General features: G+C 68.2%; 27 protein-coding genes and 3 pseudogenes. 16 read left to right on the plus strand and 14 right to left on the minus strand.

Annotated elements, in window-relative coordinates; translation table 11 throughout:
- The first annotated feature begins 122 nt into the window (after positions 1 to 122).
- Positions 123 to 1190: a Vgb family protein gene (locus tag AMK31_RS31525; protein ID WP_198948605.1), complete on the plus strand. Its 1068-nt coding sequence runs from the start codon at positions 123 to 125 to the stop codon at positions 1188 to 1190.
- A gap of 63 nt (positions 1191 to 1253) precedes the next feature.
- On the opposite strand, the gene AMK31_RS31530 is transcribed toward AMK31_RS31525, so the two are convergent.
- Entirely contained in the window at positions 1254 to 1787 is a 534-nt protein-coding gene (locus AMK31_RS31530; protein WP_073944117.1) for a hypothetical protein, read from the minus strand.
- Between the two features lie 211 nt (positions 1788 to 1998).
- Positions 1999 to 2469, minus strand: coding sequence for a MarR family winged helix-turn-helix transcriptional regulator (locus AMK31_RS31535; RefSeq protein WP_073944118.1), 471 nt, complete (start codon positions 2467 to 2469; stop codon positions 1999 to 2001).
- A 93-nt stretch (positions 2470 to 2562) separates the two neighbouring features.
- Between AMK31_RS31535 and AMK31_RS31540 the strand changes: the two genes are divergently transcribed.
- The gene (locus AMK31_RS31540) at positions 2563 to 3024 is read left to right on the plus strand and encodes an ester cyclase (RefSeq protein WP_073944119.1); all 462 of its coding nucleotides are present in this window, start codon (positions 2563 to 2565) and stop codon (positions 3022 to 3024) included.
- A 51-nt stretch (positions 3025 to 3075) separates the two neighbouring features.
- Here AMK31_RS31540 and AMK31_RS31545 read toward each other — a convergent pair.
- Positions 3076 to 3387, minus strand: a pseudogene (locus AMK31_RS31545) (hypothetical protein); the annotation flags it as partial.
- Between AMK31_RS31545 and AMK31_RS41770 the strand changes: the two are divergent.
- Positions 3380 to 3502, plus strand: a pseudogene (locus AMK31_RS41770) (VOC family protein); the annotation flags it as partial. The pseudogenes AMK31_RS31545 and AMK31_RS41770 sit on opposite strands and share 8 nt — an antisense overlap.
- A 297-nt stretch (positions 3503 to 3799) precedes the next feature.
- Here AMK31_RS41770 and AMK31_RS31555 read toward each other — a convergent pair.
- Together AMK31_RS31555 and AMK31_RS31560 are read right to left on the minus strand one after the other, a co-directional pair.
- Positions 3800 to 4966: an alpha/beta hydrolase family protein gene (locus tag AMK31_RS31555; RefSeq protein ID WP_073944120.1), complete on the minus strand. Its 1167-nt coding sequence runs from the start codon at positions 4964 to 4966 to the stop codon at positions 3800 to 3802.
- A 371-nt stretch (positions 4967 to 5337) separates the two neighbouring features.
- Complete coding sequence (locus tag AMK31_RS31560) at positions 5338 to 5946, minus strand: TetR/AcrR family transcriptional regulator (protein WP_241842777.1); 609 nt, start codon at positions 5944 to 5946, stop codon at positions 5338 to 5340.
- Positions 5947 to 6123: 177 nt separating this feature from the next.
- On the opposite strand from AMK31_RS31560, the gene AMK31_RS31565 reads away from it, so the two are divergent.
- From AMK31_RS31565 to AMK31_RS31585, 4 genes are all read left to right on the plus strand, one after another.
- Positions 6124 to 6933, plus strand: coding sequence for an alpha/beta fold hydrolase (locus AMK31_RS31565; protein ID WP_073944122.1), 810 nt, complete (start codon positions 6124 to 6126; stop codon positions 6931 to 6933).
- A gap of 432 nt (positions 6934 to 7365) precedes the next feature.
- Entirely contained in the window at positions 7366 to 8034 is a 669-nt protein-coding gene (locus AMK31_RS31575) for a hypothetical protein (RefSeq protein WP_143204275.1), read from the plus strand.
- A 465-nt stretch (positions 8035 to 8499) separates the two neighbouring features.
- Positions 8500 to 9414, plus strand: a complete 915-nt coding sequence (locus AMK31_RS31580) for a YceI family protein (RefSeq protein ID WP_073944125.1) — start codon at positions 8500 to 8502, stop codon at positions 9412 to 9414.
- A gap of 191 nt (positions 9415 to 9605) precedes the next feature.
- Positions 9606 to 10259: a YceI family protein gene (locus AMK31_RS31585; RefSeq protein WP_073944126.1), complete on the plus strand. Its 654-nt coding sequence runs from the start codon at positions 9606 to 9608 to the stop codon at positions 10257 to 10259.
- Positions 10260 to 10336: 77 nt separating this feature from the next.
- On the opposite strand, the gene AMK31_RS31590 is transcribed toward AMK31_RS31585, so the two are convergent.
- A complete protein-coding gene (locus AMK31_RS31590) occupies positions 10337 to 11395 on the minus strand; it encodes a phosphotransferase family protein (protein ID WP_073944127.1) in 1059 nt (352 codons plus the stop codon).
- Between the two features lie 764 nt (positions 11396 to 12159).
- Here AMK31_RS31590 and AMK31_RS31595 point away from each other — a divergent pair.
- Together AMK31_RS31595 and AMK31_RS31600 are read left to right on the plus strand one after the other, a co-directional pair.
- A complete protein-coding gene (locus tag AMK31_RS31595; protein ID WP_073944128.1) occupies positions 12160 to 12930 on the plus strand; it encodes a hypothetical protein in 771 nt (256 codons plus the stop codon).
- A 52-nt stretch (positions 12931 to 12982) separates the two neighbouring features.
- Positions 12983 to 13492 (plus strand): SMI1/KNR4 family protein, encoded by a 510-nt coding sequence (locus AMK31_RS31600; protein ID WP_143204276.1) that lies wholly within the window; start codon positions 12983 to 12985, stop codon positions 13490 to 13492.
- A gap of 732 nt (positions 13493 to 14224) precedes the next feature.
- Here the strand turns inward: AMK31_RS31600 and AMK31_RS31605 are convergent.
- Both AMK31_RS31605 and AMK31_RS31610 read right to left on the minus strand, forming a co-directional pair.
- Complete coding sequence (locus tag AMK31_RS31605; protein ID WP_073944130.1) at positions 14225 to 14539, minus strand: hypothetical protein; 315 nt, start codon at positions 14537 to 14539, stop codon at positions 14225 to 14227.
- Positions 14540 to 14876: 337 nt separating this feature from the next.
- Positions 14877 to 15383: a hypothetical protein gene (locus AMK31_RS31610; protein WP_241842778.1), complete on the minus strand. Its 507-nt coding sequence runs from the start codon at positions 15381 to 15383 to the stop codon at positions 14877 to 14879.
- Positions 15384 to 15558: 175 nt separating this feature from the next.
- Between AMK31_RS31610 and AMK31_RS41775 the strand changes: the two genes are divergently transcribed.
- Positions 15559 to 15711 carry a hypothetical protein gene (locus tag AMK31_RS41775; protein ID WP_241842779.1) on the plus strand — a complete coding sequence of 51 codons (153 nt, stop codon included), beginning with the start codon at positions 15559 to 15561 and terminating at the stop codon, positions 15709 to 15711.
- Positions 15712 to 15974: 263 nt separating this feature from the next.
- Here AMK31_RS41775 and AMK31_RS42455 read toward each other — a convergent pair.
- Positions 15975 to 16145: pseudogene (locus AMK31_RS42455) on the minus strand (transposase); the annotation flags it as partial.
- A gap of 490 nt (positions 16146 to 16635) precedes the next feature.
- Between AMK31_RS42455 and AMK31_RS31625 the strand changes: the two are divergent.
- Positions 16636 to 17316 carry an XRE family transcriptional regulator gene (locus tag AMK31_RS31625; RefSeq protein WP_073944131.1) on the plus strand — a complete coding sequence of 227 codons (681 nt, stop codon included), beginning with the start codon at positions 16636 to 16638 and terminating at the stop codon, positions 17314 to 17316.
- A gap of 45 nt (positions 17317 to 17361) precedes the next feature.
- Positions 17362 to 17958 carry a DinB family protein gene (locus tag AMK31_RS31630; protein WP_073944132.1) on the plus strand — a complete coding sequence of 199 codons (597 nt, stop codon included), beginning with the start codon at positions 17362 to 17364 and terminating at the stop codon, positions 17956 to 17958.
- A gap of 124 nt (positions 17959 to 18082) precedes the next feature.
- Here the strand turns inward: AMK31_RS31630 and AMK31_RS31635 are convergent, their stop codons facing one another.
- The 3 genes from AMK31_RS31635 to AMK31_RS31645 form a co-directional block, all read right to left on the minus strand.
- Positions 18083 to 18469 carry a hypothetical protein gene (locus tag AMK31_RS31635; protein WP_241842780.1) on the minus strand — a complete coding sequence of 129 codons (387 nt, stop codon included), beginning with the start codon at positions 18467 to 18469 and terminating at the stop codon, positions 18083 to 18085.
- 418 nt (positions 18470 to 18887) lie between these two features.
- Positions 18888 to 19157 (minus strand): hypothetical protein, encoded by a 270-nt coding sequence (locus tag AMK31_RS31640; RefSeq protein WP_073944133.1) that lies wholly within the window; start codon positions 19155 to 19157, stop codon positions 18888 to 18890.
- 317 nt (positions 19158 to 19474) lie between these two features.
- A complete protein-coding gene (locus AMK31_RS31645) occupies positions 19475 to 20020 on the minus strand; it encodes a hypothetical protein (RefSeq protein ID WP_143204277.1) in 546 nt (181 codons plus the stop codon).
- Between the two features lie 24 nt (positions 20021 to 20044).
- On the opposite strand from AMK31_RS31645, the gene AMK31_RS31650 reads away from it, so the two are divergent.
- The 4 genes from AMK31_RS31650 (at position 20045) to AMK31_RS31670 (ending at position 23475) form a co-directional block, all read left to right on the plus strand.
- Positions 20045 to 20305, plus strand: coding sequence for a DUF7660 family protein (locus AMK31_RS31650; protein WP_241842781.1), 261 nt, complete (start codon positions 20045 to 20047; stop codon positions 20303 to 20305).
- Between the two features lie 829 nt (positions 20306 to 21134).
- The gene (locus AMK31_RS31660; protein ID WP_073944135.1) at positions 21135 to 21914 is read left to right on the plus strand and encodes a bestrophin-like domain; all 780 of its coding nucleotides are present in this window, start codon (positions 21135 to 21137) and stop codon (positions 21912 to 21914) included.
- A 185-nt stretch (positions 21915 to 22099) separates the two neighbouring features.
- Positions 22100 to 22888, plus strand: a complete 789-nt coding sequence (locus tag AMK31_RS31665) for a helix-turn-helix transcriptional regulator (RefSeq protein WP_073944136.1) — start codon at positions 22100 to 22102, stop codon at positions 22886 to 22888.
- A gap of 32 nt (positions 22889 to 22920) precedes the next feature.
- On the plus strand, positions 22921 to 23475 hold the full coding sequence (locus tag AMK31_RS31670; RefSeq protein WP_073944137.1) for a DUF3291 domain-containing protein: 555 nt from the start codon (positions 22921 to 22923) through the stop codon (positions 23473 to 23475).
- A gap of 684 nt (positions 23476 to 24159) precedes the next feature.
- On the opposite strand, the gene AMK31_RS40775 is transcribed toward AMK31_RS31670, so the two are convergent.
- Together AMK31_RS40775 and AMK31_RS31685 are read right to left on the minus strand one after the other, a co-directional pair.
- Positions 24160 to 24324, minus strand: coding sequence for a hypothetical protein (locus AMK31_RS40775; RefSeq protein ID WP_158074562.1), 165 nt, complete (start codon positions 24322 to 24324; stop codon positions 24160 to 24162).
- 523 nt (positions 24325 to 24847) lie between these two features.
- Complete coding sequence (locus AMK31_RS31685) at positions 24848 to 26251, minus strand: NAD(P)-binding domain-containing protein (protein ID WP_073944140.1); 1404 nt, start codon at positions 26249 to 26251, stop codon at positions 24848 to 24850.
- Between the last annotated feature and the right edge of the window lie 582 nt (positions 26252 to 26833).

The following is a 26833-nucleotide window of genomic DNA, read 5'->3' on the forward strand; positions in this document are numbered from 1 at the left end:
CCACACCCATTCCGTCGGGCATCGAGCCGTCCGCAACCGCCACCTGATCCGCGTACAAGAGAACCCGTTTGACGGCCCGTCATCACGCATCGCGGACCGGTGGCGCTCCTACTCTGAGCTCCATGTCTGAGACCGTTCTGTCTCCTTCGCGCCGCCGCCCGCTGACCCGGTTCCGCCGCTTCGGCGTGCTGCTGGCCTGCGGTCTGCTCGGCCTGACCGCCCCCGCGCTAGCCCCCGTCCCGGCCTTCGCCGGGCAGCAGGACACCGATGCCGTACGCATCACCGAGTTCCCGCTGCCCACCCCGCCCAGGAGTCCGGTCGGCATCACTCGTGGCCCGGACGGCAATGTGTGGTTCACCGAGAATGGAAGCAACAGCATCGGGCGGATCACCCCGAGGGGCCGGATCACCGAGTTCCCCCTGCCCACGCCCGACAGCTTCCCCGACGACATCACCGCGGGTGCCGACGGCCGTCTGTGGTTCACCGAGCCTTTCCGCAACCGCATCGGGCGGATCACGACGCGCGGCCGGGTCACCGAGTACTCGCTGCCCACGCCGGACGCCTTCCCCCTCGGCATCACCCGTGGCCCGGACGGCAATGTGTGGTTCACCGAGAACGGAAGCAACAGCATCGGGCGGATCACCCCGAGGGGCCGGATCACCGAGTTCCCCCTGCCCACCCCCGACAGCTTCCCCTACCGGATCACGGCCGGCCCGGACGGCAACCTGTGGTTCACCCTGCCCTTCGTCAACCGCATCGGGCGGATCACCCCGCACGGGAAGGTGACGGAATTCCCGCTGCCGAACCCCGACGGAGCCCCCTTCAACATCACAGCGGGCCCGGACGGGAACCTCTGGTTCACGGATTCGGGAGGCCTCGCCCACGAGATCGGCCGGATCACGCCGCGCGGCAAGGTCACCCGGTATCCGCTGCCGACTCCCGACAGCGGCCCGATCGGCATCACCGCCGGCCCGGACGGAAACCTCTGGTTCACCGAGTCCAACGTCGACCGGATCGGCCGGATCACCCCGCATGGCCGGCTCACCGAGTTCCCGCTGCCCACCGCCCCCGGCGAGAGCAGAACGCCCTTCCACATCGCCGCGGGCCCCGGTGGCACGCTGTGGTTCACAGAGCTTCTGGGAAACCGGGTGGGCCGGGTGACGGTCGGCGGTCGGCACGACATCCCTTAGGCCTCAGCCGCCGCACTTGTCGACGGCTTGCCCACCTCGCCGGCGCGGCATCCGGCGCCCCGGCTACTCGATCAGGGCGTTCGCACCGATGATCACCAGGCCGATCAGCATGTCCAGGCTTCCTGCCCGGCACGAGGACGGCCATCCGTACCCGGCGGAGCGGGCAGCCGCCACGCCCAAGCTGAACAGGGCGATGGTGTTGAAGAGCAGGGCCGCGTCCACAGCCGCGGCCTCTGCCCACCAGCCGGCCAGCGCGGCAAGCAGCATCCCCACCGTGGGCAGCACGGCGGCGGCCAGTGGCCACTCGGCGAGTACCGACCGCAGTCTGCTCCTTCTGACTGCCCCGTCGGACGGACGCTGGGCGATGACCTGCGCGTACCCGTGGGCGGTGACCGACGCCAGCGCGGTGAGCAATACCCACAGCGCGTCCGAACCGGGATCGGCCTCCTCGCCCGACGGGTCCAGCGCGGCCACCATGGCGCTGGCCAGCACCAGTCCGTAGATGCCCCCGAACAGCGAATGCTGGGGCGGCCGGTGCCGCAAGGTCCATCTTTCTGCGGCGCCCTCGGGGCGGACATGGTCGGCGCGGTCGGGCATCGCATCGCCTCGGTGCGGGAAGGGGGCGGGGTCCGCACATGCTCACCCGCGTGGTGTGAGGGAACCCGACGCCACGCGGGTGAGCATGCTTGTTGTGCCCCAAAGGAGGCAGGACACCGGTGGTTGGACGAGGCCTGCAGTCCCGCTGACCAGTGGCAGTCCCGTCCAGGCGACGCAATTAGACGCCCCACCTGTACGGGACTCCCTCTGGTCAGCCCCTCCGCATACGTTCGGTCTGTTCGCTGCCGACTTCGGTGATGCGCTGCAGATACCGCTCGATCACCCCGAGTTCGTCGTCGGTGAAATCATCGAGAGCCTGGGCGAAGGCACGGCCGGGCGTCTCCCAGGCGGCTTCGAGTTCCGGGTTCCGGCGAGCGGTGAGGGAAACGAGCATCTTCCGCCGGTCGCCGGCATCGGGCCGCCGTTCGACGAGCCCGGCCCGTTCCAGCCGGTCCACCAGGCGGCTGGCCGACCCGGAGGTGAGCCCGGTCAGCTCCGCGATCTCGCCGGTGGTCCGCGGCCGGGGCTCCAGACCGAGCAGGCTGACGCACTGCAGATCGGTCGGGTGCAGGCCGAGCTGTTCGGCCATGGCTTGGTTGAACAGGGTGTAGGCGGCGTGGTGCCGACGCGCGGCCGCAGTGACCGCGGCCACCGTCTCCGGGCGGGTGCGGCGGTTTGACATGAGCTGATCCTTATGGCCTACAGTGGCGAATGTCTGCGTCGCGCAGCTAATGTGTGACGCAGATTATTTCTATCACGTCACCCAGGAGCGTCCATGACCACCCAGCCCCCCGAGCAACTGCGCGCCCTCTACGACCGCTGGAGCGCGTTATGGCGCGGCGACTTCAGCCACGCCGAGGACATTCTCGACCCCGGCTTCGTCGTCCATCAGGCACGCCCCGACGGCAGCGACTCCGAAGCGGTCACCGGCCCGGCACGGCTGCTGCCCGAGATCGAACAGACCATGGCCGCCTTCGGCGACATCACCATCACCGTCGACCTCGGCCCGATCGTCGAAGGCGACCTGATCGCCGCGCGCTGGACCATGCGGGCCGTCTACACCGGTGGCATCCCCCACGCCACCGCCCCCACCGGCACGAAGATCGCCTTCAGCGGCCACGACATCCTGCGCGTCGCCGACGGCAAGTTCGTCGAGTACTGGACCTGCACCGACATCCTGGACGGTCTGGCCCAGCTCGGAGCCGTCTCCGGACCCAACGGCCCGGCCCAGCACTGAAGCCCCTGCGAGCTGGTGGGATTGCAAGAGCCTGCCAGGGGCGGCGGTGCGTTAGCCCATGACCGCGCGGGCTGCGTCCAGAAACGCCAGCCGGTTGTCCTCCAGGTAGTCCCGCACGCTCTCGCCATCGGGCAAGCCTTGCCACACCGTCCGGTTGAGGTCGAGGCAGTACGCGCGTGCCGCGTCGTGCACGGGCAGGGGAAACCGGGCGCGGATGAGCCGTTCCGCGACCCACAGCCTGTCCATGACGTCCCGGGTCGCCAGGAACCAGTCGTCGGTGTCGTCCCACGCGGAAGGCCGGCTGAAGGCCGAGCGTTCGGCCTTGGCCCCCGCCTCGATGAACCGCTCCAGCAGCGCCATCTTTGTGACCAGTCACCGGAATCCCGGCGGCTCCGGCTGGGCAGTCCTCGCCGACCCTGAGGGCAACGAATTCTGTGTCCTTCGCAGCGAGTCCGACCGGGCCGCGACGACTTCCTGAACCCCGAGTCCATCCTGGCCGCGTCCCGCCGGCAGCCGATCAAAGCGCCGGCGGGATGCGGCCTGCGGTGGTTCGGCCACCCTGCCCGGGTCTGGGCGAGGCTGCGCGGATGCGCCGGGCGCCGGCGTCGTGCTGGTCCTGGCCGTCCCTGCCCGCCGGGGCCTGGCGGCTGCTTCGGCTCGCGACCGCCCTGAGCGCCCCCGCAGCGGGGCCACGCCAGGAGCAGGGTGCCGGGCACGCCCGCCCTGCCCTGTCCTGGCCTGCCCTGCCCTGCCCTGGCCTGGCCCCTCCAGGCGGTCAGCCTGTCTTGTGGATGACCACCTCAGGGTGCTCGGCGGTCGGCCCGTCCAGCAGCTTCCGGTCCACGCCCTTCAGGTGCAGGTCGAAGAACGCCGTCACGTACGCGCGGGTGATCTCCTGCGACCGCTTGCCCGACAACGGCTCATCCGGCGACAGGAGCCCGAGCTGGTCACCGAGGACGGGCACGTCCGTGAACGTGAAGTGCTCCGCGCCGGTGACGTTGATCCAGCGCTTCCAGCCGTCGAGGAGCGGCCAGTCGCGTATCCAGGAGGGGTCGTCGTCGCCGGTGCCCAGCATCATGAAGGGACGCCCGCCCAGGCCCTCCGCCGGGACCGGCTCCATGAAGGAACCGTCCATGTTGGCTCCGGCCCGGACCCGCTCGTCTCCCGCCATGGTCGTCGCGGCGGAGGCGCCGCCGATGGAATGGCCGGCCATGCCGATCCTCGTGGGGTCGATCATGCGGGCGTGCCGCCAGGCGGGGTGCCGTTCGGCGAGCAGCCGGTCGAGGAGGAAGGACACGTCCTTGGCCCGGCCCTTGGGCACCACGCCGTACCCACCGGGGCCGACCTTCTCGCAGGCGACGCAGTTCAGGAGGCGCCCACCGGGAAATGCGGTGCCGACCGACTCGTAGGCGTGGTCGACGGCGGCGACGACGTACCCCTGGCTGGCGAGTTCCTCCGCGAGCAGGGACAGGGTGGAGCGGTTGACGGTGAACCCGGGCGACAGCACGACGAGCGGGAACTTCCCTCGTACGGGCGTGGCGGCGGGGCGGGCGTTGGTGCGGGTGCCGCTGAGCGTTCTGGCGGACACCACATCGGTCAGTTCCCGGTCGTCGATGAAGGCTTGTGCCTCGGCGTCGGTCATGTACGGAGCCGTCCGGCCGCCACCGGGCCGCGCCGGGTAGTACATCGAGACCATCAGTTCACGCGCTCCGGCCTCCGGCACCCAGGGGTCCGGACGGCTCTTGTCGACGAGGTGCAAGGTGTCACGGCCCACCGCGTACGACCCGGTGGGCGGCGGCAGTTCGAGGCGTACGCGGGCGGCCTCGGCGGCCGACGACTCCGCGGTGGGCGAGGGCGGCGCGGCTTGGGCCACGCCCGTGCCGAGGAGGGCGAGAGACAGACCGAGTAAGGCGGCGGCTGCGCCGCGAGGCAGATGATTCATACCGGTGAGGCTAGGCAGCGGGTCACGCCCAGGCGTCCCCCCACGGCCTGAACGATGTCGGACCCTGGGCCTATGCCGATCTCCACCCGTGGACGGACAGGGCACGCTCGTATCCCTAGGGGGGTGTCTCGTCGATCAGGCCGGATCAGGGAGCGGCGTCTGGTGCCGTGCATCGCAAGGCGGAGGAGGGAGCCGATGCGGCGCATCGGGGACCGACGACAACGCGGCGAGGCGCGGTGCCAGGCGCCGCGAGCCCGGCCTGATCGGCGAGACACCCCCTAGGGGGCGCGGGCCCGATCGATAGGAGTCTCGTGAAACGGCAACGCCTTTTGTGACTGCGCGAATTGGCGAGGAGAGGGCGCTTTCCCCGATCAGGCGTAGGCGGCGAGGAAGGCGCGGATGCCGCCTACGGCGTAGCGGTCGAGGTCGGCCTCGCTGTGCTGGGCGCCGCCGTGGAACATGGCCTGGTTCACTGGGATCCACAGCAGCAGCCCGGCGAAGTGATGGGCGGCCAGCATGGGGTCGTCGGTCTTGAGCAGCCCCTGGTCGGTGAGGCGCTGAAAGGTGGCCGCCAGGGTTGCGAGGACCCGTTCGAAGCCCTGCTCGTACCAGGCCGCGCCCAGTTCGGGGAAGGTGTCGGCGTTGGCGATGATGAGGCGGCGCAGCTGGATCACCTGGGGCTGGGTGAGAGCTGCCAGGAACTGGCGGGCGAGGCGGGTCAGGTTCTCTTCCAGACCCTCTGCGTCGGCGGGGACGTCGGCCACCAGGTCCACCATCGCGTCGATGCGGTCGGTGGTGGCCAGCACGATCTCGGCGAACAGCTTCTCCTTGTCCGCGAAATGCTTGTAGACGGTCTGCTTGGACACCGCGGCCAGCTTCGCGATGTCGTCCATGCTCGTCCCCGCGTAGCCCTTGTTCAGGAACACGGTGGTCGCCGCGTCCAGGATCGCCTGATGCTTGCGCGCTGACCGGCTGTCCATCATCAGCTTCCTCTTCTGTTCGATCCGCCGCCTACTGCTCGTGCCCGAAGAGAGTACTGGACTGATCAGTACCCGTGTGAGTACTGTACCGTCTAGTTCCGATTCCGAGTGCAAGCGCAGGCCGGTGGAGCGCCTGCTCTGGGCTGCACATCGCTGCACATCAATGGGGGTTTTCACATGGACAAGGCGTTCTCTGCTGACGGCACGGCCATCGCCTACGAGCAGCAGGGCTCGGGCCCCGCGGTCGTACTCGTCGGCGGTGCCTTCATGACCCGCGGCGACTCCGCCGAACTCGCCGGTCTGCTGGCCGAGCACTTCACGGTGATCACGTACGACCGCCGGGGCCGCGGCGACAGCGGGGACAGCCCCGCGTACGAGGTGCAGCGCGAGATCGAGGACCTGGACGCGCTGATCGAGGGCCCGGGCGGCGGCTCGGCCATGGTCTTCGGCATGTCCTCGGGCGCCGTCCTCGCCCTGGAGGCCACCGCCCGCGGCAGCGCCGTATCGCGCCTCGCGCTGTACGAGCCGCCGTTCGTCACCGACGACAGCCGGCCGGCGCTGCCCGCCGACTATGTGGAGCACCTGACGGAACTCGTGGGTCGCGAGGCGTACGGGGATGCCGTCGCCTACTTCATGACGGCGGCGATCGGCCTGCCCGACGAGGTCGTCGCGGGCATGCGGCAGGCCCCGTTCTGGGCGGGCATGGAAACCGTCGCCCGCACCCTCCCCTACGACGGCCGGATCATGGGCGACACCATGTCCGGCCGCCCCCTGCCGGTCGACCGATGGGCGTCCGTGACCGTTCCCGTCCTCGTCGGCAGCGGAGACGCGGGCGCGCCGCACATGCTGACCGGCGCGCGGGAACTCGCCGCGGCGGGCGACAACTTCACCCTGCGGATCTTTCCGGGCCAGGAGCACGCCATTGCGGCAGAGGTTCTGGCCCCGGCCCTCGCCGGCTTCTTCGCCGAGACGCAGCAGTCGGCGTGAGTACGGTCTTCGCGAGTCTGGGGATATCCCTCAACAGTTTCGTCGCGGGCCCGAACGCCGACTGAGCCAAGTGCCCGCGGCGGCGCGCCGGTTCAGTTCAGCAAGTTCCAGACGACAGGCAAGCGGGCCACAGCGAAGCGCGGCCGGGGAGGGCGGCGACAGCCGGGAAACGCAGATCACCAGTGGAAGAGGCCGGCTACAGGCCGTGCCGCCGCTGAGGGTCACCCGAGTACGGGCCTGGCCTGGCCCAAGCCCCCGCCTCGCGGGTCGAGGTCCGGTCTGCTGGCGGCACCGCTCAGCTCCTGCAAGTCGACGACGCAGAGGTCGAGTTCACTTTCGCCCTCTATGGCATGCAGCGAAGGCTCGTACGGGGTTTCACCTTCCAGCGATCTCGCCCGCCTGGCGAGGCGGGCAAGGCCTAGTGTGATGAGCATGTCCAACGGGATCACATGGATAGGCGCACACAGCAGCACACAAGGACAGGCCGCCCAGCCCGGAATGCTCGGCGGGATATCACTGACCTGCGCCCGCGGTCTCGACGCGGACGAGTTCCTCATCGCACTGGGCGCCGACCTCGATGAGCTTGCCGCACGCACCCCGTACAAGGATCTTGCTGTGCCGGTCGGGCGGCCGGGGATGCCGTCGCCCCGTGTCAATCCCGTCATGTACGGGACGTGCGGGGACTGGGTGTACGTACTGGAGGACTGGGGGACGGCGACGTGGGCGACTGGGTATCAGGGGGTCGAATCGATGCGGCCCTGGCCGGACGAGGAGATCGTCTGCGTGACGATGAACCGCTGGAGCCCACCGTCGATGATCATCCATGCGCCAGGTGACGGGCGTGCCTGGCGGGCCGACTTCGGACAGGACACAGGTCAGTCGTCCGCTCTGGATGCGGCACTGCATGCAGCGGGCGCAGTGTTCCCGTCTCTGCCGGACGAAGACGAAGACGAAGCCGAAGTGGTGGCCTGTTACGAGGAGCACAGGTGGCGACTCTCCACGGCTGTGTTCACCGCCATCGGCGACTACTGTGACCTGTCCATCGACCCGGTTGACGTCCAGGCCGGCGACCTGCCGTCGGTCTTGATTCCGATGGTGTGATGAGCAACGGGTGTCCATCCAGTACATGCACGGCCGTGCCCTGCTTCTTCTGCGCTCGGGCTCCGGAATTGAACAGTCCCGTGGCCGGGACGCGCAGCCGACCCGACCCGACCCGACCCTGCCCGGCCCGCCTGTGTCAGGTCCGTGGTGAATCCGCAGACCGCTTGTGAACATCTCGCTCCTCTTCCGTGCGCTTCACCACAGCATTGCTGCAAAGCAATGAAGCTGAGGTGCGGCGATATGGCCTGTCGATGTACTGATTTGTGACCCCGTATCCGCAGACAAATGGGGTGGACAGATCCAGCACCAGGCCGACTTACCGGCACGTGGGCGCCCCTATGATCGTCAACGAGCCACTGACTCCGCGCCCGCTCGCCCTCCTGCCACCGACGGTCCTTAGCGACCGCGAACGCAACCGGCTGGGCGGGCAGCGTGAAGCTGACGCACGTGAAGAAAGGTGAACTCATGGCCCTCGGGCTACTCCGACGCCGGCGCCCCCGCGGCGCCTCCGGTGCCGGACCGAGCATCTCCGTCCCCCTGCCGCCCGATGCCGGGGCGTTCGGCTTCGAGGTCGTCGATCCCATGGGGCTGCCGATGGGCGGAGCCGAGGTCACCGTGACCGCGCTGGACAGCCACCGGGTTGTGACGCATGGCATCACGGATCCCTACGGCTACTTCATAGCGACGCTGCCACCGGGCTCCTACAGCGTGATGACTGTGGCCGAGGGCTTGTCGCCTTCCCGGGAGAACCTGGACATCGCCGCGGGGGTGGCTCTGCCGCCGGTGCGCATCGCCCTGGAGTCCGCCCGCCAGCTGGAACTTCCGACAGCCGGAACCTGGCTGTTCGATCCTCCGCACACCGCGATCCGGTTCATCGCCAAGCACGTGGGCATGGCCCACGTCCACGGCCGGTTCACCCGCTTCCAGGGCGGCATCCGCGTCGCACCGAACATGGCCGACTCGCACGTCTCGGTGCGCATCGACGCCTCCAGCATCACCACGGGCAACAACACCCGTGACAACCACCTGCGTTCCGCCGACTTCCTGGACGTCGAACGCTACCCCTACATCGACTTCACCAGCACGCGGTTCGCGCACCGCGGCGGCTCCAAGTGGACCCTGCACGGCACGCTCACCATGCACGGCACCAGCCGCTCCGTCGGCCTCGACACGTCCTACCTCGGGATGGTCAACGGAGGCTACGACCAGGAACTGCGCTGCGCGGCTCTCGCGAAGGCGGAACTCCACCGGGAGGACTTCACCCTCAACTGGCGTTCCATGCTGGCCCGCGGCATCGCGGTCGTCGGTCCGACCGTCCAACTGGAGCTGGACGTACAGGCGATGTACCGCACCCACGACACGCCCACGCCCCCGGAGTAGGCCCCCGCAGGGAGCAGAGGCATGGCGCGGGCTGCGCTCCGAAGGAGCTTGCCTTGGTGCCACAACATGTTGATCTTGTGCAGCTTTGCAGTCGACCGCATGGAACCCGGACGAGGCCACCCATCTTGCTGGGCAGCGCCCGGCGACGCCGTGATAGCACGGAGCGATCAGATGGGAAAGGGATCACGATCATGGGTATCTTCAGCCGTCGCCAGACCGCCGCTTACGAGTCGACCCCGGCTGTCGGCACAGGCGCTTCTGTCGCGGAGAACTCGCCCCGAAGTACCGCTCTGGACCCGGCACTTCGAGCGCTGACCGGCCGATGGACCATCGATCGCCCGCACAGCCGCATCGGATTCTCCGTGCGGCACGCCATGGTCACGACGGTGCGGGGAGCCTTCACCGACTACGACAGCACGCTGTACTTCGACGGAGCCCGGCCGGCCGAGTCGCGGGCCGAGCTCGTCATCCGCGTCGCCAGCGTCGACACGGGCGTGGAACAGCGGGACGCGCACCTCGTAGGCCGGGACTTCTTCGACGCGCGCCGCTACCCGGAGATGACCTTCCGCAGCACCTCCACCTTCCACGAGGGCGGAGAGAGCTTCCGCATGACCGGGGACCTGACCATCCGCGACGTCACCCGGCCCGTCGAACTGCAACTCGACTACCTCGGCTCGGTCATGGACCCGTTCGGCTACGAACGAGCCGGTTTCGACGGCACCACCACCATCGACCGCACCGAGTGGGGCCTGGTCTACAACCAGCGCCTCAAGGCGGGCGGCACCATGGTGAGCGAGAAGGTCCGACTGCAGTTCGACATCTCCGCGATCCGGTCGACGTCATAGGCGGTGTTGAGGTGCCGGTTCGCCTTGTCGGCCGGCACGCCACGTCCGCCGACCGGGCACAGTGATCAGTCAGGCTGTCAGTACCAGGGCCGTGTGTTATGTGTCGGCAGTGCGCGCAGTGTGGGCCACCGCTCCATCAGGCGCACGGCCAAAGCCGCGCTGAGGCGGCCGAGTGCGTGCAAGTGGTCGTGATCGCGGGTGAGGTCGGCGACCACGCCGAGTCGGTGGACGAGGCGTTCCCGGGCGGAAACATAGCCCCACTCGAAGTCCTCGACGGGTACCCGTGCGAGGTGGTCGACGGACTCGCGGTGGGCGCGCTCGACGAGTGCGTCGCCACGGATCAGCCAACCGGCACAGGCGTCGGCAAGATCGCCGGGCACGTCCCTGCCGGTGAGGCCACGCCAGGTGGCACGGTAGACGGCCTCGGCTTCCGCGAGCGGAGCAGCCGTGACCGACATCGCACACCAGCAGGTCGGGAAACCGATGCGGAAGTAGGCGAGTTCGACCAGGCCGTTGCCCAGCGACGCCTGCTCGAAGTCGACGAAGTGGACGCCGGTGGCGGTGCGCAGGTCGTTGCCGGGGCAGGGATCTCCGTGCAGCAGCGCATGGTGGGGTGCCGGATCGAGCCGGTCGATCAGGTCGGCGAGTTCGTTCGGAACCGTGGGTGGGACGGGGGCGTCGAGGGCCTTGGCGAGTGCGAGGAAGGACTCGGCATCGGCGACCGTCGGCCCGGACCAGGCGGGAAGCGTTCCCTTGTCGGCCGGCCCGGTGAGCGCGTGCAGCCGGGCGAGGGACTCGGCGTAGCCGGGCATCCAGTCATCGGTCGCGTCGAGGTCGTCCAGATGCTCCAGGACCATCACCCGTGACGCCACGTCCGTTCCGAGCAGTGCGGGCGCGACGCTCGGTCGCATCGCCCGTGCGGCGAGCCGCAACGCGGTGACCTCCCGCGCATAGCGCGCATCCCCGTCGGCCCCGGTCCCACCTCCGTCGGTGATCTGCTTGACGATCACCCGGCCCCCACCGCGCAACTCGACCCGCCACACCCTGGACCGCGGGCTGCTGTCCAGCAGCGTCGCCTCCGTGGGGGAGCCCAACGCGGAACGCAACTCGTCGGTGATGGGCACCTGGATTGACATGATGGTCAGCGTAGGGCCTCCGCAGCACGGTGTACGGAAACCCCGCCAAGGCCAGCCGCCACCGTGGTCCCGCCGGTCCGTCGGCGCCGCATCGTGCTGCCGGCTCGGCCCGAGGCGCCCCAGCAGCACAGAGGCGTCCACGCCGGCCGGCCGAGTACAAGAGCAACCTCCTCGCACCCGTCGCCAGCGACCACTTGGAGGCGATCGGCACCGTCCTCGCGAAAGCCGGTTGCCAACGGCCAACAAGTCCCGATCTGAGTGCACAGGCGCGAAGCGACCCTTTGCCAGGACGAGCGGTTGTGCCCGCCGTGACTGACGTGGTGGCAGTGGCCGATCACTCCTTGCCCTGGCACCGGACTCGGGAGCAAGCGAGGACGGGGCTTACCTAGCACGCAGAGCAGTTGCGGCAGTTCCCCCGCCTACGGGGTGTTCAGAATGGTGCGAAGCACGTTCAAGTGCTCCCCACGGGCACGGAACGCCGTCGTCCCGCAGGTTGGCCGCCCACTTGTCGTCCTGCGTGCGCTTCACCGGCCGCTCCTCCTCGGTGGCAGAGGCTAGGGAGAACGGGGTGCAGCCGGAGGGGGGACGCAGCTGCCACAGTATGAGGACGTGCGGGACGTGGCTGACCATCGGCGCGGCCGTCGGGATGTGCCCGTCAGGCCCTTGACCGGGTACCGCTTCGACGGAGGATGGGGGCAGAGAGCGGGTCTGCGTGGTGAAGTGTGGGCCTCTGACAACTCCGACAGTAGGGAGCGTTCCTTCCGATGACCACACAGCCCGCACGCGCTGAGCACAGCGGTCCCGAGACCGGCTCGGTCATGGATGTCCCGCCGTTCAAGCCGTCTCTCGTCAAGGCGGTGTTCAGGGACGTGACCTCGATGCATGTATCTCGGTCGGCCGCGTGGGCTGCCGCGTCGGTGACGCGGACAGTGCTGACGGAGATCATCGACGGCGCGAGGAGAGCGGCGGCGGAGGAGGCCCGGAAGAAGCTGATTCCAGGGGACCTTCTCTCTGCGATCGACCGGAACGTCGAGCTCGAGGTGGGGACCAAGTGGTACGACCACAGCCCGACGTTTCAAGGCCTGACAGGTGTCATGTACGACGCCCAGAGAGTCACCGTGCGTTCTCGCAAGCACAGCAGGTCGCGCAAACCGAGTGCTGTGGTCGGTGCCCACAGGTTCGAGGCTGGGGTCAAGAAGCTGCTGCGGAGCCAGGGGGCGAGGGCCGTCCCAGCGATGGTCCGCGACCTGGACGGAATCGCGAGCGCGTTCCTGACCGACCTCGCCCGGGACGCGGCCATGGTCGTCCGCGAGGGCGGGGTCAAACGATTCGGTACGGTCACCCTAGGAATGTCGGGCGAACCGGCCCCACCCCCGTTCCTCAAGGATTCCCACCGGGCCCTGTCCACCCGCACGGGGGACGGGCGGACCATCGGCAGGAACGACATCCTGGCCGCCACCACGATTCAGTTGTTCGGCGGCAACCTCAGGCAGCGAGCCCTCACCGAAGCACGCGAGGCGACACAGAACAGTTAGTCCGGCTGAGCGGGTGCAAGACAGCTGTGGCGTTGACCTTGATCATAAATGGGTGACCGACGACGAGATCGTGGAACGAGTCCGGGCCTACGCAAGAGCCCACGAGCTACCGCCACCCGCGCCTGCGCAGGCAGTTGTCGAGGTCGAGGCCGCTGTGGGACATCCCATGCCGGCGTTGCTGCGGCGCTTGTACCTGGAGGTCGCCAACGGCGGCTTCGGCCCAGACGGGAGCATCCTGTCCCTGACCGACACGGGTGAGTGGTACAGCGATGAGGAGTCGCTTCTCCAGCTCGTGCGTGACTGGCGTCCGGCATCCGAGCCGGAAGCTCTGTCCCATCCGCTTCATGTGCCGCCGCTGGTGACACTCGGCTGCGCGATCTGGTGGCACGTCGACTTCAGCACGCCGGAGGGCCGCATGTGGGGGTGGGACCCGAACGCGCGCTGCGAACGCCACCGGTTCTTCGTCGAACGGTTCGACCTGGCGGAGTGGTTGGCGGACTGGCTGGAGGGCAACCGAACCTTCCCGCACCCGCCGCCCGTGGTGGACTGCCCCGACTGCTGAAAGACGGCCCCACCGGGCCGGCCGACGGTAATCGATTAGGGTCGCGTCACGGAGTGCGAGAACAGCGCCTCGGCCGTCGTCGGTTCGGGCGCGTGTGTCGCTGGTTCCTTCCCGGCCCCCAGTTCGGGCTGACCGTCGTAGGCGAGCACTGCGAGCAGTTGGGAGAGGGAGGCGTGTACGAGAGGGCGGGCGCATCCCGCCATCCTTGCCTGAGCACAGAGCAGCGCGGCCGTTGGCGGCACGAACGAGCTGACGCGGGCGATCCCGCAGCGTCTGCTCGGTCCCCGCATCTTGTACCTGCTGCGCGGGATGCTCGCCTTCTCCACCCCACGTGTCCCGTTCTACCTCGAACCAGGGACACCGGAAGTGTTCTGGGTCAGCTGTGTCGGTTTGGCGTCCCGCGCGATGCCATGCGCCGAGCCTTGCCGTGACGTGGCCGGGCACCGTCTCATGCACTGCTTCTGCGGGCACTGCCGCCAACAGCAGCGCGCTCATGACGACGGCGAATCAGGAGCTCTCCCGGTCTCCATCCGCCGCGCAGTACGTGTCCTTCACTACGAACTCGCCCCCCTCGCATACGACGCACCTGGCGTGCGCCGCAGTCAGGGAATCGTAATGAGCCATCTACCTTTGATTGCCCAGCTCCTCGACTGCTGAGCGAAGCCCTGGCCTGATCTCGACTCGACCGTCTGCGATGTCAGTGCCGCCGGGCTCGGATGCGGCACCCTGGCGTCACTGGTCGCATGGTGCATCCACGGCGACAGAGGTGAGGATGACTCCTCGCTCCAGAACTGCAACTGCCTCACCTGACAGGCGGACTATGGCACTGTGCGGCGGATCCACGAAGTCCACGCGCTTGCCGTAGCGACAGATCCAGTCGAGTGTCACATGCACAGGACGGGCGGCTGGATCCAGCGCCGAACCGACGAGAAAACGCTGCCCAGTCCGGGGAATGCCGCCTACGCAACGAACGATGCATGTGGCTGCTGCTGTTTCTCTTTCCTCCACCGAGTAGATCTGCAACTCCCCGGCATCAACGTCAACCATCCCTGCATCACGAGTGGATCAGTCCGTTGCCCGTCATAGACACACGACCAGGCGCGGTGGCGTCGTTCCTGTGGCGTAGCTGCAAGAGGCTCGCTCATTGATCTTACTTGTGACCTTGGTAAGTGGGCTGAGCTGGCTGCTTGTGCTGCCTCAGCGTTGTCCCATGAGTGATCTGTGACATGCCAGTTGGCCATGGTCACTGCTTCTCACCCGACCAGTGCGAGGTTGCGCAGGTGGGCGATGCTGAGCATGGTGTGGTGGACGCCGTCGCCTTTGGGAGCGCGTCTGGGATCTCGGGCATGCACAGGTTGGCTGGGTGACAGATCTAGGGCGAGGCTCAGTTCAGCAGTCGGATCGCGGGAGCGTCTTTGCTGGTGGCGAGCAGGTGGTCGCAGTGGCCGCACGTGTCGCGTACCGGCCGGACCATGTTGGTCTGGATGCTGAGCGTTCCGGACTGCCGGGCCTGAGGGCAGTAGTAGCCGAGATGCAGGCGGACCCACGGTGTATGCGAGAGTGCGGTAGCCGCATGGTTGCCCTTCGCATCGCGGAACGGTGCCCACCAGTAGTCGACGACGGCCCGCAGCGCCGTCCGCTCCCGCTCGTCGGTGACGTCGAAGGCGGCGATCCGGGCCGCGGTGGGGTGCTCGGGGGACTCGTCGTCGGCCGAGCACAGGGCGTGCTCCAGCCCGTACTGGAAGGCGGTCGTGCGCCGGCCGCGGCCGCAGATGAAGCAGTCCAGGCTGAGCTCCAGCCTCTTTTGCCAGTGCAGGTTGTGAAAGCCCTCGTCTCGCAAGGGGCCGGTCAGTTCAGCAGTGATCTCAACGCTTCGTAGCACCGAGATCACCCCACCACCGCGGCCGGAACCTCATCTTCGTCGGCGGCCCCGTGCACATGGGACCTCGCCTGCGTTGTTTGGTTCGGCCTGTGGACCGCGAGCAGATCGTGATTGCCCTGACAACGGATGAGGCCTTGGTGCTCTCGGGCTGGCTGGAGCGGGTGCAGATGACCGACCTGAGTCAGTGGCCGACGACCCCGCCGTATGGGCGCCGGTCCACAAGATCATGGGCACGTTGGACAAGAAACTCACGGGAATCTTCGCCCCGGACTACGTCGATCGTCTGGAAGCCGCACGGCGCCGCCTGCGCGAATCCACTGGTCCTTCGGACGCCTGATGGCGCTTCATGCAAGCAGTTGCCCACCGCCTCATGAAGCCGCTCGGAAGAGAGGACGGGGACTTGGTCGGGTGGCCGGTCCGCCCACTGCTTGCGCTGGACTTGGAAGCCGCGCTGGCCGGGATCCTTGCGGACGATCCCCAGCTCGCGGCCGAGGAACTGTGCGGTCGGCTCGACCAGGCAACCGGCGAAGCCCCGATCAGCCCAGACCCTCCGTATGGACGGGTGGTCCAGCCGGGCCCACAGCAGCAGGCGCGTTCTCCGTCGTTCGGCAGTTGCCGCCAGGCGCAGCCGGTCCGCACCACGTAGAAGATCGCGTTAACGATCCGTCGGCGCGGGTGCGCCTCACGCCTCCCGCCCTTCGGCCTCCCTCTGCAGCGGCGGAAGCAGCGGCTCCCCAGCGCCTACCGCTCACCGGACAGGTCCGACGGATACCCCCAGCACCGGTCACAGCAGGCTCAACGACCGCTTCCGCACAGGACATGGCAGATCCCAAAACCCGCTCTTGGTGAGCTGAGTATGGTGCCGCCTGCGCGACGGACACCTGCACGCTGCCGCCGGCCACACCTCCGTGGCGCCCGCGACACTGCTGTGCCCTACCCGCGCGCCTGGCCGTCAGCCGAACCCAGCTCGGAGGCATCCAGAAGCGCGAGGGGCTGCCCGGTGGACAGACTTACGAGCATCGTCCAGCCGTGACCACGGCGGGGCCGGCGGGGTCGACGGGGTCGGGCAGGTACGGCGAGACCTTGACCGAGTACACGTCGGCATGGGGCAGGCTGCGGGGTAGTGGATGACGTCACCGCCGCCGGGCAGGTCGACCACGAACTGGTTCGGTGCTGGTGCCGGTGCCGGTGCCGGTGTCGTACGGAGGGAGGGGGCCCTGAATGCGTCGCGCAGAGGGGCGAGAACGGTCTGCTCGGAGACGTGGGGAGAGCTGATCACCCGCATGGTGGGCAGGCGCTGCCGCGCCGGTGCCGGCGCATTCGCGCGCTGCGCAAACAGTGCGGCTGGGCTGTTCAGCAACTCGCCGACGCCGCCAAGCTCAGCAGGCGGATGCTCACAGACATCGAACTCGGCAAGGCCAGCCCCAGCCTCGCCACCGTCGACCGGGTCGCCCGCACTCTGGACACCGACTTCGCTGCCCTCGCCCTGCCCGAGAACGACGCTCAAGGCGCGGATGCCGAAGGCACCCGCGTATGGCAGTCCCCCGACGGCAGCACCACCCTCCTGCTGGGCACCACCGAGAACCCGCAGGCCGAACTGTGGCGCTGGACCCTCGCCCCCGGCGGCCGATACGACGCCGAACCCGACCGCCCCGGAGCGCAGGAGCTCCATCACGTCCTGTCCGGTCGACTCACCCTCGCCCTGGAAGCCGGACGCCAGGAGTTCGGGCCGGGGCAGAGTGCCGTCATCGCCAGCGATCAGCAGGACGCCTACCTCAACGAATATGCCGAACCGGCTGTCTTCATGCGGGTCTCACCGGCGCCTGATGCCGCCAGCGCGGGCGCTGGCTCGCCCGGTCCAAGCGTGATGGATCCGGGGCGGGACGGGCGGTACATAGGCCCCTCGGCCGTCCGTCCGCGGAGCGCTGCCGCGCCGCTGTGACGGGGTGATGGGGTGGCGTCAGTGCCGGCTGGAAGACTGCCCGGCATGATCGAACCGAACCCGAAAGCAGACCTTCTCCGATACCTGCAAGAGGCGCGTGATGCCCTCGTGTGGAAGCTCGATGGGCTCTCGGACTACGACATCCGCCGCCCGCTGACCCCGACTGGAACAAACCTGTTGGGGCTGGTCAAGCATGCCGCCGGCGTGGAGCTGGGGTACTTCGGTGACACGTTCGCGCGGCCGTTCTTCGACGAGGAGCCGCCGTCCTGGTGGTATACCGAGGACGCAGAGCCCAACTCGGACATGTGGGCCGCGGCGGACGAGTCACGTGAAGACATCGTCGGGCTGTATCGGCAGGCGTGGGAGCACTCCGACAGCACGATTGCGGAACTCACGCTGGATACGGTCGGCCGTGTCCCGTGGTGGCCGGAGGAACGCCAAGAGGTGACACTGCACCACCTCCTGGTGCGCGTCATCTCTGATACTCAGCGGCATGCCGGCCACGCGGACATCGTGCGCGAGCTCATCGACGGATCCGTCGGGTCCTTGCAGGGCAGGGACAGCATGCCGCCAGGTGATGAGGGCTGGTGGGAGGACTACCGAAGCCGACTGGAGCGCGTGGCGCGGGAAGCCGGCGGTTGAGTGATTCAGATCCGCGCGGCGCTGCCGCGTAGTCTCGATTAATGGCCCCAGCTACCGGCTCCAGAATCGGCTCGCTGCCACCACAACGGCCAAGTAACCGGATCAGCGAGAACAGTGGAGCCCGTCACCGGATGACAGAAATTACCGGGAGTGGTTGCTGCCATCCACCCAGCTCGGCAACAAGGACCCGGCGGGACAGCCGCCGGGTCCGGCTCCATCCCTCATCTACGGACAACGCCTCCCTCGTCCAGCGATCAGCGTTCTCCGCACCGCTCATCTCGCTGAGAATGGCATCGATCTCCAGCAGGTCAGGTAGGACATCACGACCGAGATGTCCTTCCTCCACCAGGGCCTCAACCATGCCGACAGCATGATCGAAGTCCAGGGCGATCTCATCCGCCACCACACGGTGCCTGTCCAGCCAGGCGACTTGGGACTGGGCATCAGCCGCCAACACGGTCAGCGACTCGATCAGCAGAAGCCGACGAAACGAAGAATCAGGGGTCTCCACACCACGATCGTCGCATGCAACCCACCTGCCCGAGCCCACAAATGAACACCCGTCTCAGCACGTTCACGGGTATGCCGACGCCGTACAGTTCCTTCGCTGTCGGCGGTTGCCAGGCCAGTGCCTTGTCTCGCACTGCGGCGGACGGTGAAGCGTGGGTCGGCGAAGGCGTGCCTGGCGAGCACGGTTAAGGGAGTGGGCAGTGCGCCGATCGACGTGCACCGGCCGTCGCAGTCCAACGGTCGTCAGATCACTGTGAACCGGCGCGGTCGGGAGGAGGTCCTGGTCCGTGCGTACTCCGGTCACGGCCTACAGCAGGGCCGACCTGCTGTGCGTCGGGACCGCCGCCCGATCAGTCATGGTCGGTGGCGCGGCGGCTCAGTGGGCGATCACAGATCGGCGCCGATTGCTAGCAGAGTGCTTAGGACCCCTTGGCTTGGCGTGCCAGGCGGAACAGGACCCGGGAGTACACGGCGGTCGCTGCCGCGATGATCGTCGGGATGACCGCGAGCGCGAGGACGCCCACCAGTGCATAGCTGTCGTCGGTGTATCCGCCGAACTCCTGATCTTCGTCGCTCAGTAGTCGGTAGCCGAACCATCCCCACAACGCCAGCGACAGGACCATCCAGCCAATCGACCACTTCTCGACCCGATGCCCGTCGCGGCGCAACTGCTCTATGTCGATTGCCATCCCTACATCTCCCCGTTCACCTTTGTGACCTGTGGTCACAGTTCATCACAACGCTCGCCGGCAGCGGGTGCTAGATCTGTAGGCGGCGGACGTATGCCCGCAGCCAGAGGCACGCCGCATGACCGCCTCATGTCCCATCCTCGCGCCTCTTCTATCTAGGACGCCCTCCGCGTGGAGCATGGGGCGGTGACGGGAACTGCGCGTCGGTTGAGCAGTGCCTCAAAGCGATGCGTCCCCACCCTGAAGGCGGTCGTCCGCGGGTCAGAGAGGCGTGTCCGCCCGAGCGTCAACTACTCGCACTCAAGGAATGGTTCCCCTCAGCGGACGGATACGCCCAGATAGTCGAGGGCTGCGCGGGCGAAGCCCGGGGCGGTACGCGGGCACTGCCAGCGGGCGAGGATCTCGGGTCCGGAGAGGTTCGCGGGTTCGGCATCCTCGTCCTCGATTTCATCCAGGTAGATCTCGGGAAGCAGGTCCTCAGGGAGCAGGCCGTCGAGGGCTTGGGCCACCGGGGAGCTCAATACCTCCAGGCAGTCGGGAAGGTGCTCGAGCACATCGTCCACGTCGGCCTCGTACGGATGCCAGCCGTGCGCGCACGTCCTGCCTTCGTCGCCGCGTGCGACCCGGCTCAATGCCGTGATGACCTCGTCCTCGACTCCCGGACCGGGGTTGCCGAAGGCCACGTAGGGGGCGAGCGTCAGCAGGCCCAGTGTCCAGAACAGCACGGGATCACCGTCCGACCCCGGCGCCGTCGCGTCGAGCTGGCGAGCGCAGCCGCGTACCGTCTCGTCCTTGTCTCCGGCGTGGTAGCCGTGCCGGAGCTCGTCCCAACTGCCGGACAAAGAGCGCCAGTTGTCGGGCACCGGTATGATCGTCGACACGCCTTCGTGCTCCCTTCGCGAGGTCCTGGCTCCGCGGCCATTGGATCACACCGGCAGCTGGTCGCATTCGTCCGCGAGCTGCACCAGGACTACGTCCGGCGAGGACATGACTGGGAGAACCACACCCTCGACCGCTTCCTCGAGGCCCTCGCCGCGTGGATAGCCAGCTCGGACGGCTGGTACCGGAACTTTGGCAAGGAACCCCCGGCCAACGGCGACTGGACCTTCATCGCACGAGCCCTCAGCGCGGCAACCGTTTACGAGTAGGCGAACAGGCCCCAATGCCGATTGGATGGGTGGCCCGGGACAGGCGGTCGATTTCCCATGCCTGGGTGCCTGTCTCCGGACGCGTTGGGAGATCTCCAGCCCGGCTGCCTGCGCGGTGTGGGCGATCCGTACGGCAGCCTCGCAGCTTTCGGCCTCGCCGCTGATCGCAGGACCTGCTGGCGTTGACAGATCTGCCGCCTGCGACAATGCGCCTGTGAGTTGTGACCTTGCTGTGTGGGACAGCGACCGTCCACTCGACAACCACCAGGCGGGCTAGACGTATGACGAGCTCTACGAGCGCTACTTGGAGTCGGACGATGTCGTCGTGCCTCCGGCGCTGCGCATCGTGGCGTACGTGGAAGCCCTTGTCGCGCGGTACCCAGATGGCTTCGACCGCAACTCGTGTGGCGTCACCGCCGGTCATCGATGAGGCATCGGCGGCGGTAGACGAAGAGGCGCTCATGTTGTCAGTGCGTCTTCGCCCACTGACAACGCCCGCGCCGCTCATTGGCGCCCAGCATGGCGAACGGCTCGGAGCCCGCGGCCACCAGCGGTTACGGGACAGCCTTTAGCCCGCTTGTACAAGCCGTGCAGCGACTGTGGGACTCACCTGGCACTGATTTCCCTGGGCTCACCCCCCGGTATGCACCTGCCTGGATCCACAGGGCAACTTCAGGGTGTCCTTTCCGATCGGCTCGGCCAGCGTGGTATCTGACGGCCTGACCGGGAGACGTGCTCTCATGAGCATGAGGGCGAAGCGCGGGCTTAATGCGATGTCCGCGCCGGCCACGCGCGTCGGTTGCCGCAACTGTGAAGAAGGGCTGTTGAAGTGAGTCGATGGCTGTTGAGCCATATGCCCGGGCCGGCACTCGTCTTGCTGGTCGTCGGAGTCTTCGCCCTGGCAGGGGCCATTCTGCTCGCCGTCGTGCGTCGATTTGTCAAGCCATATCTCCCTAAGTGGAACGGAGGGCTGCCGGTTGCTTTGGGTCTATATGGAGCTATTTATGGCGTGATTCTGGCTTTCAGTATCGTTGTGCTGTGGCAGGAACTTCAGACGGCACAGACGGACGTGGCAGAGGAGGCAACGGCACTTTCACAGCTAGTCCGGAACGCGCAAGTTTTCGACGGCGAGGCGCGCGCGGCCGTCGACGGTGCCGTGGATCGCTATGTTCATGATGTCGTGGAGGATGAGTGGCCAACCATGAAAGCTGGGAAAAAAGTAACCGTGGCCAGTCAGCCGCTCGAGAATCTAATCGCCACAATTCAACGGCTGACGCCTGATTCAGCCAAGGAATCCGTATTCTACGGAGACATGGTCAAGAATCTGGACGAGCTAATCCTCAACCGGCGTGAACGGATCGAGCGGAGCGACCATAGCCTGCCTCCGATCTTTTACGCCCTGGTTCTTGGCGGCGGCCTGGCGGTCACACTCCTCGTCTGCATGCTCGAGATTGAGAGTCTCGTCGCTCACCTTTTTCTGGTGATGGCAGTGAGTGTATTGCTCGGCTTCAGCACCACCCTCATCGTAACGCTGGATTACCCTTTTATGGGTGACTTGGCGGTGAGCCCTCATGTGTTCAAGGAAGGAGTTCTCCAGCGTTTCTGGTAACGCTTGGGCCGCCTGGGATGCGGTTTGCTGGCTCTGTGGCTGGCGCACGGTGCCGGCGATGGTGGGCTGTCCTTGCATGGGCGCGTGATCTTTGCCGATCCGGCCGTCGTATCGGACGCATTGGTGAGCGCCGGGATCGAGGCCCGTCTTCTATCTCCAATCTGTGTTGTTACTAGAATGGCCGGATGGAAGACATCGATGCGATCGCGGTGTTGCAAGATCCGGTGCGACGTCGCCTGTATGAGTATGTGGCGGCGCAAGGTCGCGAGGTTGGCCGAAACGAGGCCGCCGAGGCGGCGGGGGTGGCGCGCACGCTTGCTGCCCACCATCTGGACAAGCTGGCGGAGGTCGGGCTGCTGGAGACCGGTAGTCGCCGCCTGACGGGCCGCTCAGGGCCGGGGGCGGGCCGCCCCGCCAAGGTCTACACGCGGGCACGCGCCGAGCGGTCGGTGTCGCTGCCCGCCCGCGATTACCGCACCGCCGCCGAGTTGCTCGCCGAGACTGTCGAGCAGGCCGGCCTGGACGTCGAGCTCTGCGCGGCCGCGCATCGTCGGGGTGAGGCTCTGCGCGGCTCGGCGGCGCCCTGCGGTGGCCTTGAGGAGGCCATGGCGATGCTGGCTGCCCGCGGTTACGAACCGCACCTGGAAGACGCCGAAGATGCCGAAGACGCCGAAGACGCCGAAGATGCCGAAGACGCCGAAGACGCCGAAGGTGTCGAAGGTGTCGACGACGTGAAGGGTGTCCAGGGCTCCGAAAGAGGCAGGGGGTTGTCGGGGGGTGCGGCGACTGTCATCCGTATGCGCAACTGCCCCTTTCATGCCGTAGCCGAGCGCTTCCCGCCGCTCGTTTGTGGCATGAACCTTGCGCTGCTGGAGGGGCTGCTCGGCTCGGGTGGCCAGGTGCGTGCGCGCATGGAACCGCGACCGGGGGAGTGCTGTGTGGTGGTCGAAGCTTCTAAAAACAATGCTGATTGACATAGAAGAGAGGGGCGTGTTGGGATGAGGTCATGACCTCATCCGCGCATGCCGCCCACCTTGCCCAGCTCAACGTCGCCACGCTGCGCTACCCCCTCGACGACCCGCGTATGTCGCCGTTCGTCGAGATGCTCGACCCGGTCAACGCCGCCGCCGACGGCGCGCCCGGCTTCGTGTGGCGGCTCGTGGAGGAGGGGACTGGCGACGCCACCGGGCTGCGCCCGGCGGGCGAGGACGTCATCGTGAATCTGACCGTGTGGGAGACCCAGGAAGCCCTATGGGACTTCACCTACCGCAGCGGGCATCTGGAGGTGATGCGACGGCGCCGCGAATGGTTCGAGCGGCACATCGAGGCCCACCTGGTGCTCTGGTGGGTCCCCGTCGGTCACCTCCCCACCGTCGACGAGGCCTTGGAACGGCTGGCGGACCTGCGGGCGCACGGCCCGTCCCCACGCGCGTTCACCTTCGCCTCCCCCTACACCGCAGCAGAGGCCGCCCAGCACATTCAGGCCGCGCCGCCGCTGCAGCCCGAACAGGCCGTCCGGAGCTCGCGGCGGACGCCGGCGGGGGACGCAGCGGCGGTGTAGGACAGGGGCGCCTGGGCCGGCAGGGTCGCGGCCCCGGTACTCCGTGACCGCGCAGGCGACGGACTCGGAGTCTGTCGAGCAAGGGGAACCGGCCGGGCTGCGGTGCGGTGGTCGATGTGGATGCGGTGCCGTACACCGACTCTCGGAAACGGTCAGCGAGGGAACCGCTCTCCTCTTCACCTCACTGCCGACGGCGTGGGCCAGTGTCAACGCCTTCTACATCAGTGGCGGGCTGCGGAACTGGTACGTCAACTTTGAGCGCCTTACTCGCCGTACCACGGAGGGGGTCGACACCTTCACCGTGGACCTGGCCATCGAGTCGGCCTGGCCGCCTGGCAGCGGAAGGACGTAGACGAGTACGCGCACGTGCGGCGGCTCGGCATCGTCACCGAGCACCAGGCCGTGGAGCGAGCCCGCGGTCAAGCCCTGGCAATGCTCGCCGAGACTCCGGCCCGTTCGCCGACGTCACCGCATGGACGGTTTGGCGATGGAATGCGTCCTGGTCCGCCCGGCGGCTGCGCCTGGCAGAGAGGAGTGGAGGGGGATGCGCCGATGGGTGTCCGACGGCGACAGTCCCCCTGCGATAGCCCAGGGAAGAGGTCGACGCTGGACCGACCGGCTGGGGCTGCGGGGTGTGGGCGAGCCCGGGGGCGTGGGCGGTGCACCGGTCGACCGCGCTTTCCCCTACATGGCGAGAGTGAGCTCAGTCCTTGGAGCGTCGAGTGCGGATGCCGACACGGCGACGGCGGCTGTGGTGACTACTGATTCGGGTCCGGTCACGGCGACGGGGGTGACGATTGCGGCGACGATGGCGAGGACGGCGGTGGCACGCAGGGTCCACTTGAGCACGGTGAGGCTCCTGTCTCGGCGAGTGATGGCATGCGTCTTGATCGTCGCCACCCACCCGGTTTCTGGCATCGTCCGCAGGTTGTAACCGCCTCCGCCGCACGGCGGAGGCGGCTGCCTGTGCTCGCGACCACCCGCGGAGTCCCCTGGATCCGCGCCACATGGGTACGGCGGGGCGATGAGCAGGGCGTACGGGCTGGAGGCGGCGGCGAAGGCGGCGGTGGTCAGTCCGCCGAGTGTGACCAAGATGGTTGTGCGGGCTGTGGCGGCGGGGCGAGCGCGGCGTACAGGGTGCAGCCAGGGTCTGGCCGACGCCGATGACGCCGATGACGCCGATGACGCAGAGGGCCCAGGCGGCCTGGCCGGTGGTGTACCCGCCTTTCAGGAGGCGCGGGACGAGGGCGGCGACTACGGCGTACATCGCGAAGCCGGACAGGGTGAAGGCGGTCGTGAGCGGGAGGGACGGTCGGTCGCGCATGGTCCCCTGTTCCGGTCGGGGTCCCACGTGTGGGCGTGCCCAGGTCGGTCACGAGTCGCAGCAGCCGCCCGCCGGGGCCCGCTCGGCAGTCGCCCCGGTCGCGGTGGGGGCGCCGAGTTGGACGAGCTGGAGTGCGGGGGTGCAGCAGCCTCCGCCGTCGCCCTGGGCGGCGTCGGGGGCGTCGAACAGGCCCGCGCCTCCGCAGACTCCGGTTTCGGGCAGGGTGAGTTCCACGCGGTCGGCGGAGGCTAGGTCGCCGGCGAGCGCGGCGGCGACGGAGCGGACCTGCTCGTAGCCGGTCATCGCCAGGAACGTCGGGGCGCGGCCGTAGGACTTCATCCCGACCAGATACACGCCCTGTTCCGGGTGGGAGAGCTGGCGGTGGCCGTGCGGGTAGACGGTGCCGCAGGAGTGCTGGTTGGGGTCGATCAGCGGAGCCAGCGCGACCGGCGCCTGCAGGCGCTCGTCCAGGCCCAGGCGCAGTTCGTTCAGGAAAGACAGGTCGGGGCGGAAGCCGGTCAGCACGATCACCTCGTCGACCGGATCCAGGCGGCGTCCGTCCTCGCCGACCAGGATCAGGCGGCCGTTGTCGGCGCGCTCGATCGCCTCGGTACGGAAGCCGGTGACCGCATCCGCGTGGCCCTCGTCGACGGCGGTCTTCGCCGCCAGGCCCAGGGCCCCGCGCGCCGGGAGCTGGTCGGCCTCTCCGCCGCCGAAGGTGGAGCCTGAGATGCCCCGGCGCAGGATCCACACTCCCTTCGTCCCCGCGCCGTCGCCGGACTTCGCCAGGTCGGCGAGGTAGGCGAGGGCGGTGAACGCGGAGGCGCCCGCGCCGATGACAGCGGTGCGCTTGCCCGCGTACCGGGCGCGGACGGCCGGGTCCTTGAGGTTTGGGACGCGGTAGGTGATCCGGTCCGCGGCGGCCTTCTCTCCGAGCGCGGGCAGTCCGCTGCCGCCAGCCGGAGACGGCGTGCTCCAGGTGCCAGAGGCGTCGATGACTGCGCGGGCGAAGACGCGCTCCTCACGGCCGTCGGCGTGGGCAACGTGCACGACGAACGGCTGCTGCTCGCGGTCGGCGTCGACGATTCGGTCCCGGCCGGTGCGCGAGACACCGGTGACGGTGGCGCCGAGGCGGACGCGGTCGCCGAGGACCTCGGCGAGCGGCTGGAGGTAGAGGTCGGCCCAGTCGCCGCCGGTGGGGTAGGTGGCCGGGTCGGGCCTGGTCCAGCCGGTGGGGGCGAGGAGCTTCTCGGCGGCCGGGTCGACGACCTCGCCCCAGGTGGAGAACAGGCGCACGTGCGACCACTCGCGTACTGCGGCGCCGGCAGTGGGTCCCGCCTCCAATACCAGGGGTTCGATGCCCTGGTCGATCAGGTGCGCGGCGGCGGCCAGACCGGCGGGTCCGGCTCCGATCACGACGACGGGCAGCTCGGTGATGGCGGGCGCGGTCACGGCGACTCCTTGCATGTTTCGACATCTGTCGATGGATTGCGCCACCCAGCATGGCGCCTGCATTGACGAACGTCAACATAGACGTTCGTCGATCTGTGAGGGCGGGGAGGGTGAGACTGCTGATGGAGCGCCTCCACGTCGCCGTGATCGGTGGTGGCAGTCTGGACTCGCCATCACTCATGCCTTCCAGCGGCGCGGTGTGCGGCCGGTGATGCTTCAGGCATCCAACCGTGCGGCCAGGTCGTGGTCGGGGGCCGACGGCTCCGCGGTGCAGATCGCTGCCGAATTTGCCGAAACGGCAAGTGTCACGCTCGCCCCCCCCTGCGGGCCGGTGATGCTCGCGGCTCAGCGCGTCCTGGTCACGACCTGCACTTCTGGCTGACCCGCACCGGCCTGGATGCCGCGCCCCTCGGTCGGCGCGTTGAGGGGGCCGAGTTCGCTTGGTCGGGCGGGGGGCGGGAGGGGGTCGACGCGAACGCACTCGCCACCGGCTACCGCCCCCGACCTGCCGTGCCTCGCCCCCTCGGATGGCGCCTGGGTGCCGACGGGAACCCTCGGCACCGCGATGGCCCCGCGACTGGG

The organism is Streptomyces sp. TSRI0107 (assembly GCF_001905845.1).
Taxonomy (GTDB): Bacteria; Actinomycetota; Actinomycetes; order Streptomycetales; family Streptomycetaceae; genus Streptomyces.